Genomic DNA, 15,092 nt, shown 5'->3' on the forward strand with positions numbered 1-15,092 from the left:
GCACCCCGCGGGCACGACGGTCAGACGGGCTCCAGGAGGTCGACCACAGAAAGCCCGGTCTCTCCGTTGACGAGCTTGAGCGCGACTTCGGCACGCGCCGCAAGATCGAGCGGGTCGAGGCCCTCGGCGTACGCGGCGTGCACGATGCGGTCCAGGCCCGCGCCGACCAGCGGGGCGGCGGTGCGCAGCGAGGCCTCCAGCGCCACGCCCTGGGTGGCACCGCCGTGCAGGACGATGTTCCGCGTGCGGTACAGCCGACGCAGCGCGATCCGGAAGGCGCCGGCGACGTCGCACAGCACCGGGCGGGGGTTCTTCACCAGGTCGGCCATGCGCTGGGCGGCGGGCCGGTCACTGTCTTGGTGGAGGCCCCGGTGAAGTCCAGAGCAGAGGCACCGCCCGAGTACAGGGCATCGGCTGCCAGGCGGGCGCGCTCTTGGTTCGTGGTGCAGGCCGCGATGTTCCGGGCGAGATCGTCCTTGGTACGGGGCTTGTGGTGGTGCGCGAGGGCGGTGAGCTCGGCGCGGGGCCACGAGCAGGCGATGATGGCGGCCATCCGGTCGGCCGCCACGGCTTTGCCTGACCGTTCGTTCTCCCCCTTAGGGTCGTCCGGATGCGTCAGCAGCGACTCGACGGCGGCCCAGGCGCCGGCGACGGCCGGCGCCATGGGGCCGCGGTTGACTGCGGCCGCGAGCTCCAGTGCGTCGTCGATCCGGCTGCGGGTTCCGGCGACCTGGTAGAGGTGTCCCTCGTTGACCAGAGTCAGGACGTCGGCGCCCCGCGCGGGGGGATCGAGCGGGATGGGCCGCGGGTGTCCGGCGACCCAGATGTGGGGGAGGGGCTCCACGCCTCCGCGGTCCCGGCGCAGGAACTGGGAGCGGGCGGTCATCCGCTCCACCATCTGCCGCGCCTGCTCGGCGGCGCTGTACGGGTCCAGCGCCGTGAACCGGTAGACGAACCCGCCGCCGGGCCGGATACCGGAGGTGGCGTGGCCGTGTTCGCGCAGCCAGGCGATGACCTTGCCCTTGTCGTACCAGTGCTCCAGCGGCTCGGCGAGCTCCCGCCGCGGAACCCTCTCCAGCGCCACCAGCACGTCGTACGGCTGGGCCGGGGTCCGCGCGAGCTCGGCGGCATTGTCCGCTATATCCGCCGTGGTGGCGCGCGCGTCGTAGAGGCCCTTCGCCCAGACCTTGAGGTGGCTGGCGCTGTAGCCCAGGTCAAGGAGGTGGGAGGCCACTGTGCGGGAGAACCGCTCCGGCTTGACCCGCTCGTCGACGGGAACGTTGACCGCGGCCGCCCACCGCTCCAGATAGCCGACCCGGACGTGTCCGATGATCTCCTTGAGGCGGCGGCGCTCAGGGCTGGGATCCGGCAGCGAGTTCTTCAGCAGGCCGGTGAGTTCCCGGCGCAGGTCCCGGTCGCCGAGACCCCGGTCGGGGCCGATCAGCGCGTTCAGCTCGTTGCGCTGCCAGTCGCACGCGGCCGGGGTCAGCACCCCGTGGGCCTGCCAGTAGCCGACCTCCCACAGTTCCTCGAGGGCCAGCACCGAACCTATGTCCCACAGGCGGCGCGCCCACGGTGTGCCCTCGTCGGTGAAGAGGTCGGACATCCGGGCCAGCACATGCCGGGCGTACGGATCGGATGAAGGAGGTGTGGCCACCGCAGAACCCTAGCCGAGCGGATCGCGCACCCCGCGTGAGCCGGTGATCACGTGGTACGCTCCTTGCAGACTTAAAGGGGCACCCGCCGTCCAACGGCCGCTGCCCCTTTCTTCTTGCCTGAACACCTTCGGTGAGGCCTGGGCCCGCTGGTACCGTCGCTCGTATGGACCAGAACGGACCCCAGGTTCCGCCCTTCGCGCCGGAGGAGTACGCGCGCGTCGAGGCGGCCGCCCACCTCGCCGGCAAGTCCCCCGAGGACTTCGTCCGCGACGCGGCGCTCAAGGCCGCCGACGACCCGTTCCTCAAGGCCCTCGGCAAGACCCGCGACCGCGTACCGCAGCTCGCCGAGGTCTTCGCCGCGCAGGACACCCGCGCCACCGACACCAGCGCCGCCTGGCCCGACCCCGCTCCCATGGGCAGCCGCGACCTGCGCGAGATCCAGCAGCACGGTCACGCCGCGTGACGCGGTTCCTCACGCCACAAGAGCTTCTGCAGATCGCGCAGACCCTCCCGGGCGATCCGGCCTGTCTCGACCTGGGTGTGCTGGACGCCGTCTGCGCCCGGGTCCAGGCCCACTACATGGGCCGCGACGTGTACGCCAGCGACTGGCTCAAGGCCGCGGCCATGCTGGAGACCATCGCGCTGCACGAACCGCTGGAGGCGAAGAACGAGTTCTTCGCCTGGCTGGTCGCCGAGACGTACCTCAACACCAACGGCATCACGCTGGACTACGAGCCGGAGGAAGCCCTCGCGCTCGTCATGCGCGCCAAGCACAAGGGCGCCCGCGTGCAGGAGGTCGCCGCGCAGCTGCGCGCCTGGTCCACCGGCTGAGGCCGCCCGAGCCCGGGGCTACCCGTTCTCGTCGTCGGGCACGTCGAACGTGATGGTCTGCTCGTTGGCCGCCTTCTCTGCCGCACTCAGCCGCTCGATCTTGTACTTCTCGTCCAAGACGCGGGCCTTCAGCCCCCAGGACAGAGCACGAGCCCGCATCCCGTTGTCCCCGGTGACCACCGTGACCTGTGCCGGGGCTATGGCCTGCTGGAGATAGCAGGCGCGCGCGACGATCTCATCGTCGTTGTTCGGCAGCCGCACGTGGCCGGGCTCGTCCAGCAGGACATCGACGGCGGTGTCCCCATTCACCACCGCGTGGCCGTTGGCCTCGATCTCGGCGAGGGTCTGCTCCAAGAGCGCGAAGACGGCGCGCGCCCGCTTCCGGACGCCGGTGTCGTGGGTGTCGTACGACTTCTTGTCGATCTCGTCGATCACGACGTGCGGGATCGTCACGGACGTGCCGCGGCCGAAGAGCCGCTGCCACGGGATCTTGTCGAAGCGCATGTAATGCAACAGATCGTTGGTATCAAGTACCACCGTCCCCACCCGGTGGCGGGTGAAGCGCTCCTGTGCCCGGCGCAGTTCGTTTGCCAACTCCATGAAATAGCTGCGCAGTTCCTGCAGCTCGGTGTTCATCAGAACCGTGAAGCGGTCGGCGGTGAACTGACCGTGCATGATCGCGTTGTACCGCTCGCCCCGCAGCCGCGCCGCCACCGATCGGTCGGCGAACGCCTCCAGCAGTTCGTTCCCGGCCTGCAGCGTCCACTCGTCGTACATGCGCCGCACCCGCGCGACGGCATCCCAGTGTTCCTGGGACATGCCCGGCACCGCGTTGCCGACCACATGCGGCACGGAGTTCTGGACGTCGTTGAGCCCTTGGGCGGTCAGGCGATCCACGAGCGCGATCGCCTCAGCGCAGGTCGTTCCGGGCTTCAACAGCATGCACGTGCTCCTCACGGTACGGGCTGTCCGCAACACCGGACGGGCTGAGCATAGGCTCCGTTCGGTGGAGACGTTCTGGATCACCGCGGCGGCGGTCCTGTGGGGTGCCGGCACAGGTCTGCTCATACCGCGCGCCGCGTACCGGTTTTCCGTACCGCCCGATGAGCCGTGGCGAGCCGCGTGTCCTACCGGGCACCCCCTCGCCGGTGCCCGGGGCGGATGGCTTGGGCGGGCCCGCTGCGCCGACGGGGACGCGTTCGGCCCGAGCACGCCTGCCATCGCCGTCGTCGTGGCCGTGGTCTGTGCTGTGCTGGCGGCCGCGACGGGAGCGCGCCCCGAGCTGGTGGTCTGGCTGGTGCTCTCTCCGGTCGGCGTGCTGCTGGCTGTCGTCGACTTCGCGGCGCACCGGCTGCCCGACGCGCTCACCCTGCCGCTCGCCGCGGCCGCGCTCGTGCTGCTCGGCGGTGCCGCGGTGGTGCCCGGCGCGGACGGCAGCTGGACATCCGCGGTGCTCGGCTCCCTCCTTCTGGGCGCCTGCTACTTCGTGCTCTTCCTTATCAGCCACGGCTTCGGGTTCGGCGATGTGAAGCTCGCACTCACCCTGGGCGCCGTCCTGGGCTGGTACGGCTGGGCCATCGTCCTCATCGGAACCGTCGCGGGCTACCTGCTCGGCGCGTTGTACGGCATCGGGCTCATGGTCGCGGGCCGGCCGGGCGTCCAGGATCCCGTTCGGCCCGTTCCTACTGACAGGTGCGTTCGTCGGTGTGCTGCTGGGTTCTTGGGCCCAATGAATAGGGCCCTGGCTGCGGCGGCCGCGTGACGGGGGTGTGGCCCCGGCATGTGACGCGGGGGAGAGGTGTCAGTGCTCAGCCTTACCGTGCAACTCATGTACGCGGCAGCTGAGGTGGCCCACGCAGCGAAGGTGATGAGTCCAGAGTTCGTGCAGCGGGTGCTGCTCGCCAAGGACCTCGTGGACCGGGTTCGGCGCGGTGTGCGCCGTCGCGGCCGTCGATGTCCGCGGTTCTTCCGGTAGGGGTGCTGGCGTGCTACGTCCACCTGACGCCGGAGGAGCGGGAAGCCGTCGTGCTATTGCGTCAGGGGGCGCAGCGTGTGGTCGACTGGTGGTTGGAGCAGCTCCCGCCAGCGTGCTGGTTCTGGCCTCTCCGAGATCTTCAAGAACCACGTTTGACAGATGCGGTGGGGTTCATGGTCGCGTGGTGCAGGCCCGGTGCGCGATCTGCGGGCGGGAGGGACGGCGGGGCGGGCAACTGGATCACGACCACGAGGGTGGCCTGGTGCGAGGGTTCTTCTCCGAACTAAGTCAGCCGCGGAGGTTGAACTCTGCGGCTGACTTAGCTTTCGTTTGACGTCAACTAGGACATAAAGGGTGAAACCAGACCCCAGAAGCCCCAGCCGATGCCGAAGGAGACCAACATCTGCGCCTTCGGTGCCGCACTGACGTAGGCGTTCACCATCGAGAAGGTGGCCAGGCTGAAGATCAGCAAGAAGCCCAGGAGGATTCCCGTTTCCTGTAGAGACGAGAAGGGTGCAAACGCGGAGGAGCATCCGGTCGCACCCCTGAGCGTCGCGCAGAAGAAGCCGTAGGCGACGTGCGTGATGCCTCCGCCAACGCAAGCAAGGTAGATCAAGACAGCTGGGACCATGGGCGGCTCCTTGCCTCGGTGGAGATCTGGCCCGCCACTCCGGCCAAGGACGCAGGACAGATCCGGTAACACAAGTAGACCCCGGAGGGTGCCGATATGGGAAGAGGATGATGTGGTGCACCATTTGGGTGTGGGGTGCATCACATTCAGGGGTCCCAAATGGGGTACTTATCGAGCATTCCGTCCTATGCTCGGAGTGTCGAGGATCGACAGCACCCGATGGGTGGATTTGTCCGTCTTGCCTCGGTGGGCCCGCCGTTCCCTCACTCCGGCCAGAGGACGGGGAACGGCGGGCGATTGCTGCCTTAAGGAAGATCAGGGGCGTTTGAGCGTCCACCGATCTGGCCGAAGGTGGGCAGGCCCAGATGGATGACTGTCGGCTTGAGAGCGGCATCGAGCTGAGCCAGCTTGCCCTCGGCGCCAGCGAGGCTGATTTCGAGGCCTTCGACCTCGCCGAGCCAACCCTCGCCCTGTGCTTCGGAGACCCTGTCGATCAGGTTGTCGCGGATCTCGATCCAGCGGTCCCGCTGGGAGGGCTCAGGCCGTACGTCGCGTCGCTGAGCCGTGTGGTCGACGGGCGGTGCTCGCCCACTTCCTAAGCGCTGAGCAGCAGGAAGTCTTTGACCGCCCGGACGTCCTGGTGGGGGGCCAGCTCGTCTCGGAGGTCATCGAGCGCGTCGGAGGGCCGCGAGGAGTTGAGGGTGGCGTTCTGGGTGAAGGCGTCCGTGGCGGCGGCGCAGGCGGCGTCCAGGTCACCCAGCTTGAGGTGGGCGCGTGCGGTGCGGGTGAGGTAGAGGACGTGGTCGCGTGCGTAGCCGTCGGCCGCGTACTGGACATGGCGCGCCTGCTCGAAGTGGGTCAGGGCGCGGCGTGGGTCGTCGAGGTCGAGCGCGGAGGAGCCGGCGAGCATCTCGATCTCGCCCGGGGTGAGCCAGTACGACCAGGGCGGGTCGTCGTCATGGGGGCCACGGGCGTACTGGGCCCGCGCGGCGTCCAGCTCCCGCCAGCAGGCGGTGCGGTCACCGGTCTTGGACAGAGCACGGGCGGCACGGGCGTGGAGCATCGACTTCACGCGCGGGGTGGACCGGCGCATCACGGCGTCCTGCGCGGTGCGGACCAGTTCGACGGCGTCTTGAGGGTTGCCTTCGGAGTAGACCTGGATCGCCATGAACGCGAGGGTGTTGGCGCCGACCTGGGGGTCGCCGGCACTCGCGGAGGCGCGCAGCGCGGTGATGTAGTACCGCTGTGCGAGTGCGTGGCGCCCGGAGTCGAACTGGAGCCAGCCGCACATGCGGGCGGACTCGGCGAGCAGGGACAGCAGCCGGTGTTCGAGCGGACCGTGCTGTCCGGTCTGCTTGGCAAGGCCTTCAAGGAGGTCGTACTCGGCGACAGCGGTCTTGCGAAGCCGGGTTCCCCCGAGAACGTCGTCGAGGCGGCGCAGGTCGTCCAGGCGCTGCTCCAGCGTGTCCAACAGCTCCGGAGTGAGGAGGGTATTCGCGCCAGCGGCGTCGTCGGGGACCTCGGGCGAGGCGGCGGCTGGTTCGGTGAGAGCGAGGCTCCAGCTCGTCGCTAAGCCGCTCAGTGTTGCTCCACTGGCGATGAGAAATCCCCGTCGATCCTGCATGGAGCCTCCCCGAGCGGCAGCGGCTACTGCTGCCACGGTACCCGCCAGGGTCCAGGGACTGTCGAGAACGGGACGGTCATCCGGGAAGGCAAGCAGGAGGAAATCCGGCCAACCGAGTTCGACGACAGCCTCGCGCGGGATGCCATGGAGACGGGCCATGGCGTAGCGGGCGGGCATCTCAGGCGAGTTGACGCCGTTCTCCCAGCGGGAGACCTTCTGCCGGCTCTTGGCCATCCGGCCGTAGCCGAGGGCGAAGTGCACGTCGTCGAGGCGATCCAGGTACTGCTCGCCGGTCAGCCCGAGGTCCCCACGCAGAGCGGCTAATGGGTGCAGTACCAGCTGGTCGGACATCGTGGGGCCCCCTCGGCACGCGCTCTCCCTGATGGATCGTCACAGTAGCCATCCGAACACGCGCTGTGCAGATTTTCGGCGCGCGGTCCGCAACACCTCCGCAACAGCCTTTGCCTTCCCGGCGCTGGGGTGCGGGCGGTGACATGAACGGCATCCCGATCCCCGAGCGAGGAGGGAGTGCCATGCCCGACCCGACTACGCCGCTGGTGTCCGTGGTCGTCAGCGCCCGCGGCAACACCCAGAGCGTACGGAATCTCTTGGACGCCCTGGCCCAGCAGACGCTGCCGACTGCACAGTTGGAGGCGGTCATCGTGGACAACGACCTGCCCGGGCCCGTCCGGCCGATCGCCGACGCGGTCCGCGACAGCGACTGGCCCTTCACCGTGCGCGTGCTGTACGAACCGACCCCGGGCCTGAGCGCCGGCCGCAACCGCGGGATCTGCGCGGCCCGCGGCCGGTACGTCGCCGTCACCGACCCCGACATCACCCCCGAACCCGGCTGGCTGCAGGCCCTCGTCACCGCGATCGAGGAAGAAGATGTGTTCGCCGTCGGCGGCCGCACCCACGTCACCTACCCGGGCGGACAAGTCACGGCGTTGACGAAGGCGCTGCGCGAGTGCCACGGCGCGGTGGACTGGCCCGAGGGCCGGGAGCTGGCCGTGTGGCCGTACTGGGTCACCGGCTGCAACCTCCTCTTCCACCGGCAAACCGCACTCGACCTCGGTCTGTTCCGCACCGATCTCGGGCGCCGGGGCCGGTGGATGGGCGACTGCGAGGACCTGGAGTTCATCGACCGGGCCCGCCAGGCCGGCCACCAGACCCTCATCGAGCCGTCCGCCGTTGCCTCCCATCCGGTGTACCGCCCGGAGACGACCCTCAAGTACTTCCTTTGCCAGGGCGCCGGGCACGGCGTGTGTGTCGCCCGGATGCACCTGAGCGTGATCGTGGAGCCCGCCGCGATCCAGGCTGGCCGCGAAGCGGTACACGCCGCCGTCATCAACCTGGCCGCCGGGTGGACCTTCCTGGACCGCGCCCGCGCCGTCGAAGGTGCCCGCGACCTCGCCCGGATCGGCGCCTACCACCTCGAACGCGGACGGCTGCGCCTGCTCGGCCGCCGCCCCATCGCCCTCGCCCAGCACGCCCCGACGAAGGAGTCCCCCGCATGGACGTGATCACCACCACTGGCCTGCCCGCCGCCTCCACCCCGTTGGGCGCCGAGGTCGTCGAGCGCAAGGGCGCCGGTCACCCCGACACCCTCGCTGACGGCGTGGCCGAGGCGATCTCTCGCGCCTACAGCCGCTACTGCCTCGAGGAGTTCGGCGCGATCCTGCACCACAACACCGACAAGACGTCCCTGCTCGGCGGAGCCGCCGACGTCCGCTTCGGTCACGGCGAGCTCACCGCACCCGTCCAGGTCCTGGTCAACGGACGCATCACCGCCGCCCTCGGCGACCACACCATCCCGGTCGCCGACATCGTCACCACCGCCGCGCGCGACTACCTCGCGAGCGCTCTGCCGCTGCTCGAGGTCGACCGGTGGGTCGATGTACGGCCGCGGCTGACGCAGGCCTCCAGCCCTGGCGCCGTCCATGCTGCGGACGCCGCCCAGCGCGAGGCCTCCCGGCAGCGGTGGTTCGCCCCGCGCACCCTGGACGACCTCGCCGAACGCCACCGCATGTTCTCCAACGACACCTCGGCCGGCGTCGCCTACTGGCCGCTGGGCATCGCCGAGCAGCTCGCCCTCGGCATCGAGGAGCAGCTGACGAGCGAGGCGTTCCGCGCCGAACACCCCTACTACGGCACCGACATCAAGCTCATGGTCGTCCGGCACGGTGCGAGCGTGCAGCTGACCGCGTGCGTGCCGCAGATCGCCCGCGAGACGGCGGATCTGGACACCTACATCGCCCGCCGGACCCAGGCCCGCGACCTGATCACCGACCTTGCGTCCACGATCGCGCCCGAGCACCAGGTGACCGTGGCCGTCAACACCCGGGACGACGACAGCCGTCCCGAGCTGTACCTGACCGCGACCGGCTCGTCGATCGAGTCCGGCGACGAAGGCGTCGTCGGCCGCGGCAACCGCGCCAACGGGCTGATCAGCATGCTCAGGCCCTGGTCCGCGGAAGGCGTCTCCGGGAAGAACCCCGTCTACCACGTCGGCAAGCTGTACAACCTGGCCGCCGCCGAGGCCGCCCGCCGCCTGCACGAGGAGACCGGCCTGGACTGCGCGGTCGTGCTCGTCTCCCAGTCCGGCCGGGACCTGACCGACCCCTGGCAGGCGATCGTGCAGACCCCCGGCCCCCACCCGCTCGGCAAAGCGGGAGTGCGCAAGGTAATCGACGCGGTGATGGCGGACCTGGGCACGCTGCGCGAGCAACTGCTGGACGGGAAGCTGGCCACGGCATGACCACGCCCCACACCGACACTGCCGGCCGATTCGTGCCCTGCCTCAACCCGGCCACCCTCTCCGGTATCCCGCTGGAGCAGTTCCTGGCCCTGGCCGCGGGCGCCGGATTCCCCACGGTCGAAGTCTCCATCCAGCAGGCCCAATCCCACGGCACCGGACCCTTACGCGACCTGCTGCAGGAGATGGGCGTGAGCGTGGCGGCCGCGAGCGGCATCCTGCCCGCCGGGCCCGTCCTGCCCGCCCCGCTGCTGGTCGACCCGGACACCTACCGCGCCTGCCTGCACGGTCTGGACAGTCGGCTGGAGGCCATGGCCGAACTGGGCTGCACCGTCGCCACGACCGTCCTCAACCCCCGCTCCCCGCTCGACACCACCACGGCGCGGACCGTCGCGCGGGAGCGGATCACCGAGCTCGCCACCGCGGCCGCCTCCTACGGCGGGCGGCTCGCCGTCGAGGCCGTCAGCATCCGCACCGGGCTGCCGCCCGAGCTGGACGGCCCGCACCCGGTCGTCGACAGCCTGCCCCAACTCGCCGAACTGCTGGACGACACCGGCGCAGAGAACACAGGTGTCCTGGTGGACTCCTTCCACTGGAAGGCCGCCGGAGCCGACCCCGGCCACATCACCGCTCTCGGCCCCGACCGCATCACGCACGTACAGATCGCCGACACCCCCGCCCACCGCACCGTCGGCGAGCTCACCGATGCGCAGCGCCTGCTCCCGGGCGACGGGGCGCTGGACTGGCCGGCCTTCGCCGACGCCCTGGCCCGGGCCGGGTACGACGGGCCGGTGAGCGTGGAGCTGTTCAACCCCAGCCTGCGGGCGCTGCCCGCAGGCGAGATCGCCCGCCTGTCCCACCACGCGGCCACCCGCTGCTGGACCCTCGCGGAGGCACCCCGATGACCCCCACCCTCAACGCGCCCGCCCGTCCGTGGCGGCTCGCGGTCGCCGGATGCGGCGCCGCCGCCTTCGGCCTGCACCTCCCGCTGCTCGCGGCCTCCGACACGTTCGACGTGATCGCGGTCGCTGACCGCGACCCCGCACGGGCCCTCACCGCGCAGCAGCGGTTCGCCGTGCCCCGTACCGCAACCCGGGTCGGCGACCTCCTGGCCGACGCCGACGTGCTGGTCGTGCTGACCGGCGTGCACGAGGACCTCATCGAGGAGGCCCTCGATTCCGGCGTCCACGTCGTCACCGAGAAACCCGTCTGCCTGGACGTCATCCGCACCCGCAAGCTCGCCGAGCGCGCCCGCGATGCCGGGCTGCTGCTGGAGGTCGGCGCGATGCGCGCCCACGACCCGGCGCTGCACGCGGCCCTCGCCCACGTGCCCGAACCCGCCGGAGGCTGGCTGGTGAAGGCCGACGGCGTCGACGAAGCCGCGCGCCGCCGCCTGCTCCCGCCCGGGTTCAAGCCGTACACGTTCGCCGACGACCCTCCCCAGCCCGTCCCCGACCACCTCGACCCGCACCAGGTGACCGCGCTGCAGATCCTGCTGTGGCAGGGCTACCACCTGCTGACCGCACTCGTGCTGGCCGTCCCCGGCACCACCGCCACCGAATGCAGCCTCGATCCCGCCAGGCAATCCGTCCATGCGCACCTGCACGGGCCCGCGGGGGAGCCGTTCACCCTGGTCATCAGCGCCACCCCGGCCGGGACCTTCCACGAGCAGATCCACTTCGCCGACCAAGCGGCGGCCGCCACCATCGACTTCGCCCGCCCCTACGAGCCGGCCGCCACCACCCAACTCACCACCGCAGGCGGCGTCCAGAGCGGCTTCGCCGACCCGTTCGCCGAAATGTGGGCGTCCGTCGACGCCCGCCTGTCCGGGCAGCACCCCGCCGACCTGCCGACCAGCGCCGACCTCGCGCTGCGCGTCGAGGACCTCGCCCTCGCCCTCGCCGGCCTCACCCGCACACGGAAGGACACCTGATCGTGGCCCACGACGCCCCCGTACTGGTCCTGGACGGCCCGCCCGGAGCGGGCAAAACCTCCCTCCTCGCCCGCATGGTGTGCGCCCTCGGCGACGACACGATGTGGATCACCGAGCCCAACGCCCGCCTCGCCACCGGCCTTTCCGCGCCCATCCACCCCAGTCCGGCCGGACACACCCTGTGGTTCCTGCGGCACGAACTCGACAAGGCCCGGGCCATGCGCCGCCTGGTTACCGACGAGGCAACCCGTCTGCTCATCGCCGACCGCAACCACCTCGGGGCGCTGGCCTACTGCTACGCCACCCACGCCGAGGACTCCCTGCCCTACACGGTCGCGCGTGAGTTCTACGCCCGCCGCATCGCTCCCGAACTCCCGGAAACAGTCCTCACCGCGATCCTCCTGGTCAGCCCCGACCAGAGCCTGACGCGCCGCGGGAAGGTGGCCGAACTTCCGCGCTGGAAGCAGTGGTTCGACGAAGGCCTACTGGAGCGGCTGCACACCTTCTACACCGACATCGCGCCCACGCTGTGCCCGACCCCACCGACGATCATCAACACCGACGGGGCAACCCCGGAAGCAGTCCTCGCCCAAGTCGCCGGCGTACTCGCGGACGCAGGACTCGACCAGACCGCGCGGCGCCTCACCTCTGCGGCCGCCCCCAACCCGCGACCGCCAATGGACGAGCAGTTCACCGAGGCCTACACCCAGCTCGGCGGGCTCGAAGCCCTCGGCCACCCCTTCACCCCGGCGATCGACCACCGCGGCGGCACCGTCCAGCTCTGCCAGCTCGGCGCCCTGCACCGCGACCCGGCCGGACGCACCCGGCTGTGGAACCCGCTCGCCGACCCCGACCGGAGGGCCGCCTGATGAGCCGCACCACCCCCTGCGTCGTCGGCATCAACCTCGGCCACGACGGCGGCGCCGCCCTGATCACCGAAAACGTGATGGTGGCGATCGGCGAGGAACGCCTCAACCGCACCCGCTACAGCCCCGGCTTCGAGGCTTCGCTCCTGTACTGCCTGCGCGCGGCCGGCCTCACCCTCGCCGACGTCGACCTGGTCGCCGTCAGCGGCATCGGCCGCACCCCGCCCACCCGGACCGAGACCGGCCTCGCGCACCTCGGCATCGACCGCGAGCGGATCCTCCCGGTCGACCACCACCTCAGCCACGCCTACACCGCCTACTGCCTCAGCCCGTACGAGGAAGCGACCGTGCTGGTCGTCGACGGCGCCGGCAACAACAACGACACCGAGACCTACTACGCCGCCACCCCCGACGGGATCGAGCGCCAAGGCGGCAACCCGCCCACCAGGCCCAGGGCGGGCGGGATCGGCGCAACATACGAGGCCTTCACCAACCACTTCGGCTGGCACGAGCAGGAGGCCGGCAAGACCATGGCCCTCGCGGCGTACGGCGACCCGGGCCTCTACCTCGCCCCGCTGTTCGACGTCGTCGACACCCAGGTCCACGGACGACTCACCCACACCCACGCCCCTGGCGTCGCCGACCTGGCGAGGCGGACCGGTTTCGACTTCGGCCCGTACGGCAGCCTCGGTACGCACGACCTGGCCGCCAACGCGGCCGCCTACGTCCAGGACCAGACCGAGCGCGCCCTGTGCGCGCTCGCCACCCAGACGATCGCCGCGACCGGCCTGCCCGACCTGTGCTTCGCCGGCGGCGTCGCCCTCAACTGCGTCGCCGCCGACAAGCTCCGCCGCCTGCCCGAGGTCACCGGCTACTTCGCCCCGCCCGCCTCATCCGACCGCGGCCAAGCTCTCGGCTGCGCGCTCTATGCCTGGCACCGCCTCACCGGCGATCTCCCCAAGCGCCCCCTGAACAGTGACTACTTCGGCCGCGACTACACGGCCGAGGAGATCGAACAGGCCCTGCGCCGCGACCCCCGCTCCGGCCTGTTCGAACGCCACCGCACGCCATTCACATGGCGGCGCGAGAGCGACATCGCCCGCACGGCCGCCCAGATGATCGCCGACGGGAAGATCATCGGATGGTTCCAGGGCGGCAGCGAGCTCGGGCCCCGCGCGCTGGGGGCCCGCAGCATCCTCGCCGATCCCCGCACCCGCGACAGCGCCGACGCCCTCAACCAGAGGATCAAGCACCGGGAACCGTTCAGGCCATTCGCACCGGCCGTCCTCGCCGACCATGCGGGCACCTGGTTCGATCTGGACCTGCCCAGCCCGTTCATGCTGCTCGCCCCGCCCGTCCGCCCCGACCACGCCGACAAGATCGCCGGAGTCGTACACGTCGACGGCACCGCCCGCGTCCAGACCGTCGACCCCACCGTCGCACCCACCTACGGGGCACTGATCGAGCACTTCTACCAGCTCACCGGCGTGCCCGTCGTCCTGAACACCAGCTACAACGACCGCGAACCCATCGTCGAGACACCCGCCCACGCACTCGCCACGTTCCAGGCCTGCGACCTGGACGCGGCCTGCATTGGCGAATACGTGGTCGAGCGGTCCTGACCCCCCTCCGGGGGCTGCCACACTAAGGACATGACGACCGCCACCCCGCCGCTGAGGGAAGCTGCCCGCGCCATCGTCCTCGACGCCCTGGACCGCGTCCTGCTGCTGCGCTACGACGAGAACGGCGGCTTCTGGGCGACGCCCGGCGGCTCCCTGGAGCACGGGGAGGACCACGCCACGGCGACGCTCCGCGAGCTGCGCGAAGAACTCGGGATCGACGAGCACGCGGTCGAACTCGGGGCGCAGCTTGCGGAGCGCAGCAAGGACCACATGGTCGGCGGCCGTGAGGTCCGCCAGGTGGAGAAGTACTTCCTCACCCGCGTCTCCGCGTCCGACGTCGACCCGGCCCGGGCATCGCAGCCGGACAACATCCGTGAATACCGCTGGTGGCCCGTTGCCGAGCTGCGCGGCACGGCTGAGACCGTCTACCCGATCGGGCTCGCCGACCTGGTCGCCGGCGTCCTCGAACACGGTGCACCCGTGCGCCCCGTCGAACTGTCCGGATGAGCGTTCCCCGCTGGCGGGGCAGAGCAGACTGCGGGCATGACTGAGAACTGCCCGGCCGGCTCTCCCGAGCCGTACGCCGCCGTGCTCTGCGACATCGACGGCGTACTACGGCACTGGCCCGCTGACGACGACATCGAGCACGCCCACGGATTGCCCGTCGGCGCCCTCGCCGCCGCGGCCTTCGCACCCGCCCGCGTCCACCCGGCCATCACCGGGGAGATCACTGACGAGCAATGGCGGGCCGCCGTGGCCGCCGACCTCGCCACGACCTGCGGATCGCAGGAACGTGCCCGCGCCGCCGTTGGTGGACGGGGAACTGGTGGCCCTGCTCACCCAAGTCCGCACCGTCGCGTCCGTGGCCCTGGTCTCCAATGGAACCACCCGGCTGGAACAGGACCTCGCCCGCCAAGGCCTGGACACCCTGGCTCACGCGGTGGTGAACACCGCCCGCATCGGCGTTGCGAAACCCGACCCACGCGTCTACCGCATTGCCGCCGAACGCGTCGGGGCCCCCGCTGACCGCTGCCTGTTCATCGACGACACCGCCGCCAATGTCACAGCCGCCCGACAGGCAGGAATGGCCGCCCTCCACTACTAGGACTCCGTTAGGTCTGTCTCGATCTTGTTGTCGTACGGGCTCTGGTGGGGAGGGGTTGCTGGCAGCTGGTGCAGATGCCGGTCCAGCACCTC

The 15,092-nt window shown here is 70.6% G+C and carries 15 protein-coding genes and 2 pseudogenes; 11 read left to right on the forward strand and 6 right to left on the reverse strand.

From position 1 onward, the window contains the following. Positions 1–20: 20 nt before the first annotated feature. Entirely contained in the window at positions 21–329 is a 309-nt protein-coding gene (locus ACIHCM_RS36480) for a hypothetical protein (protein ID WP_399906029.1), read from the reverse strand. After that, positions 314–1,657: an integrase gene (locus ACIHCM_RS36485; protein WP_399906032.1), complete on the reverse strand. Its 1,344-nt coding sequence runs from the start codon at positions 1,655–1,657 to the stop codon at positions 314–316. Before ACIHCM_RS36485 ends, ACIHCM_RS36480 begins: the two co-directional genes overlap by 16 nt. Before the next feature lie 164 nt (positions 1,658–1,821). On the opposite strand from ACIHCM_RS36485, the gene ACIHCM_RS36490 reads away from it, so the two are divergent. Together ACIHCM_RS36490 and ACIHCM_RS36495 are read left to right on the forward strand one after the other, a co-directional pair. Then, positions 1,822–2,121, forward strand: a complete 300-nt coding sequence (locus ACIHCM_RS36490; protein ID WP_399906033.1) for a hypothetical protein — start codon at positions 1,822–1,824, stop codon at positions 2,119–2,121. After that, a complete protein-coding gene (locus tag ACIHCM_RS36495; protein ID WP_399906036.1) occupies positions 2,118–2,489 on the forward strand; it encodes a type II toxin-antitoxin system death-on-curing family toxin in 372 nt (123 codons plus the stop codon). Before ACIHCM_RS36490 ends, ACIHCM_RS36495 begins: the two co-directional genes overlap by 4 nt. Before the next feature lie 18 nt (positions 2,490–2,507). Here the strand turns inward: ACIHCM_RS36495 and ACIHCM_RS36500 are convergent, their stop codons facing one another. Then, positions 2,508–3,431, reverse strand: a complete 924-nt coding sequence (locus ACIHCM_RS36500; RefSeq protein WP_399906038.1) for a PIN domain-containing protein — start codon at positions 3,429–3,431, stop codon at positions 2,508–2,510. Positions 3,432–3,495: 64 nt separating this feature from the next. Between ACIHCM_RS36500 and ACIHCM_RS36505 the strand changes: the two are divergent. Then, positions 3,496–4,222: pseudogene (locus ACIHCM_RS36505) on the forward strand (prepilin peptidase). Between the two features lie 582 nt (positions 4,223–4,804). Here the strand turns inward: ACIHCM_RS36505 and ACIHCM_RS36510 are convergent. The 3 genes and pseudogenes from ACIHCM_RS36510 to ACIHCM_RS36520 form a co-directional block, all read right to left on the reverse strand. Next, entirely contained in the window at positions 4,805–5,095 is a 291-nt protein-coding gene (locus ACIHCM_RS36510; RefSeq protein WP_399906040.1) for a hypothetical protein, read from the reverse strand. A 595-nt stretch (positions 5,096–5,690) separates the two neighbouring features. Then, the gene (locus ACIHCM_RS36515) at positions 5,691–7,070 is read right to left on the reverse strand and encodes a transcriptional regulator (RefSeq protein ID WP_399906043.1); all 1,380 of its coding nucleotides are present in this window, start codon (positions 7,068–7,070) and stop codon (positions 5,691–5,693) included. Positions 7,071–7,109: 39 nt separating this feature from the next. Beyond that, positions 7,110–7,244, reverse strand: a pseudogene (locus tag ACIHCM_RS36520) (hypothetical protein); the annotation flags it as partial. 8 nt (positions 7,245–7,252) lie between these two features. Between ACIHCM_RS36520 and ACIHCM_RS36525 the strand changes: the two are divergent. The 8 genes from ACIHCM_RS36525 to ACIHCM_RS36560 all read left to right on the forward strand — a co-directional run bounded on the left by ACIHCM_RS36525 (position 7,253) and on the right by ACIHCM_RS36560 (position 15,000). After that, positions 7,253–8,242, forward strand: coding sequence for a glycosyltransferase (locus tag ACIHCM_RS36525; protein ID WP_399906046.1), 990 nt, complete (start codon positions 7,253–7,255; stop codon positions 8,240–8,242). Beyond that, on the forward strand, positions 8,233–9,477 hold the full coding sequence (locus ACIHCM_RS36530) for a methionine adenosyltransferase (RefSeq protein ID WP_399906049.1): 1,245 nt from the start codon (positions 8,233–8,235) through the stop codon (positions 9,475–9,477). The genes ACIHCM_RS36525 and ACIHCM_RS36530 overlap by 10 nt, the downstream gene beginning before the upstream one ends. Further along, the gene (locus ACIHCM_RS36535; RefSeq protein ID WP_399906052.1) at positions 9,474–10,379 is read left to right on the forward strand and encodes a sugar phosphate isomerase/epimerase family protein; all 906 of its coding nucleotides are present in this window, start codon (positions 9,474–9,476) and stop codon (positions 10,377–10,379) included. The genes ACIHCM_RS36530 and ACIHCM_RS36535 overlap by 4 nt, the downstream gene beginning before the upstream one ends. Then, complete coding sequence (locus tag ACIHCM_RS36540) at positions 10,376–11,407, forward strand: Gfo/Idh/MocA family protein (protein ID WP_399906055.1); 1,032 nt, start codon at positions 10,376–10,378, stop codon at positions 11,405–11,407. The genes ACIHCM_RS36535 and ACIHCM_RS36540 overlap by 4 nt, the downstream gene beginning before the upstream one ends. Positions 11,408–11,409: 2 nt before the next feature. Next, positions 11,410–12,276 (forward strand): AAA family ATPase, encoded by an 867-nt coding sequence (locus ACIHCM_RS36545; protein WP_399906056.1) that lies wholly within the window; start codon positions 11,410–11,412, stop codon positions 12,274–12,276. Next, entirely contained in the window at positions 12,276–13,895 is a 1,620-nt protein-coding gene (locus ACIHCM_RS36550) for a carbamoyltransferase (RefSeq protein WP_399906059.1), read from the forward strand. Before ACIHCM_RS36545 ends, ACIHCM_RS36550 begins: the two co-directional genes overlap by 1 nt. A gap of 30 nt (positions 13,896–13,925) precedes the next feature. Further along, a complete protein-coding gene (locus ACIHCM_RS36555) occupies positions 13,926–14,402 on the forward strand; it encodes an NUDIX hydrolase (RefSeq protein ID WP_399906061.1) in 477 nt (158 codons plus the stop codon). 319 nt (positions 14,403–14,721) lie between these two features. Beyond that, positions 14,722–15,000, forward strand: a complete 279-nt coding sequence (locus ACIHCM_RS36560; protein WP_399906064.1) for an HAD-IA family hydrolase — start codon at positions 14,722–14,724, stop codon at positions 14,998–15,000. Positions 15,001–15,092: the final 92 nt, after the last annotated feature.

It is taken from the genome of Streptomyces sp. NPDC052023 (genome assembly GCF_044548465.1).
Lineage (GTDB): Bacteria > Actinomycetota > Actinomycetes > Streptomycetales > Streptomycetaceae > Streptomyces.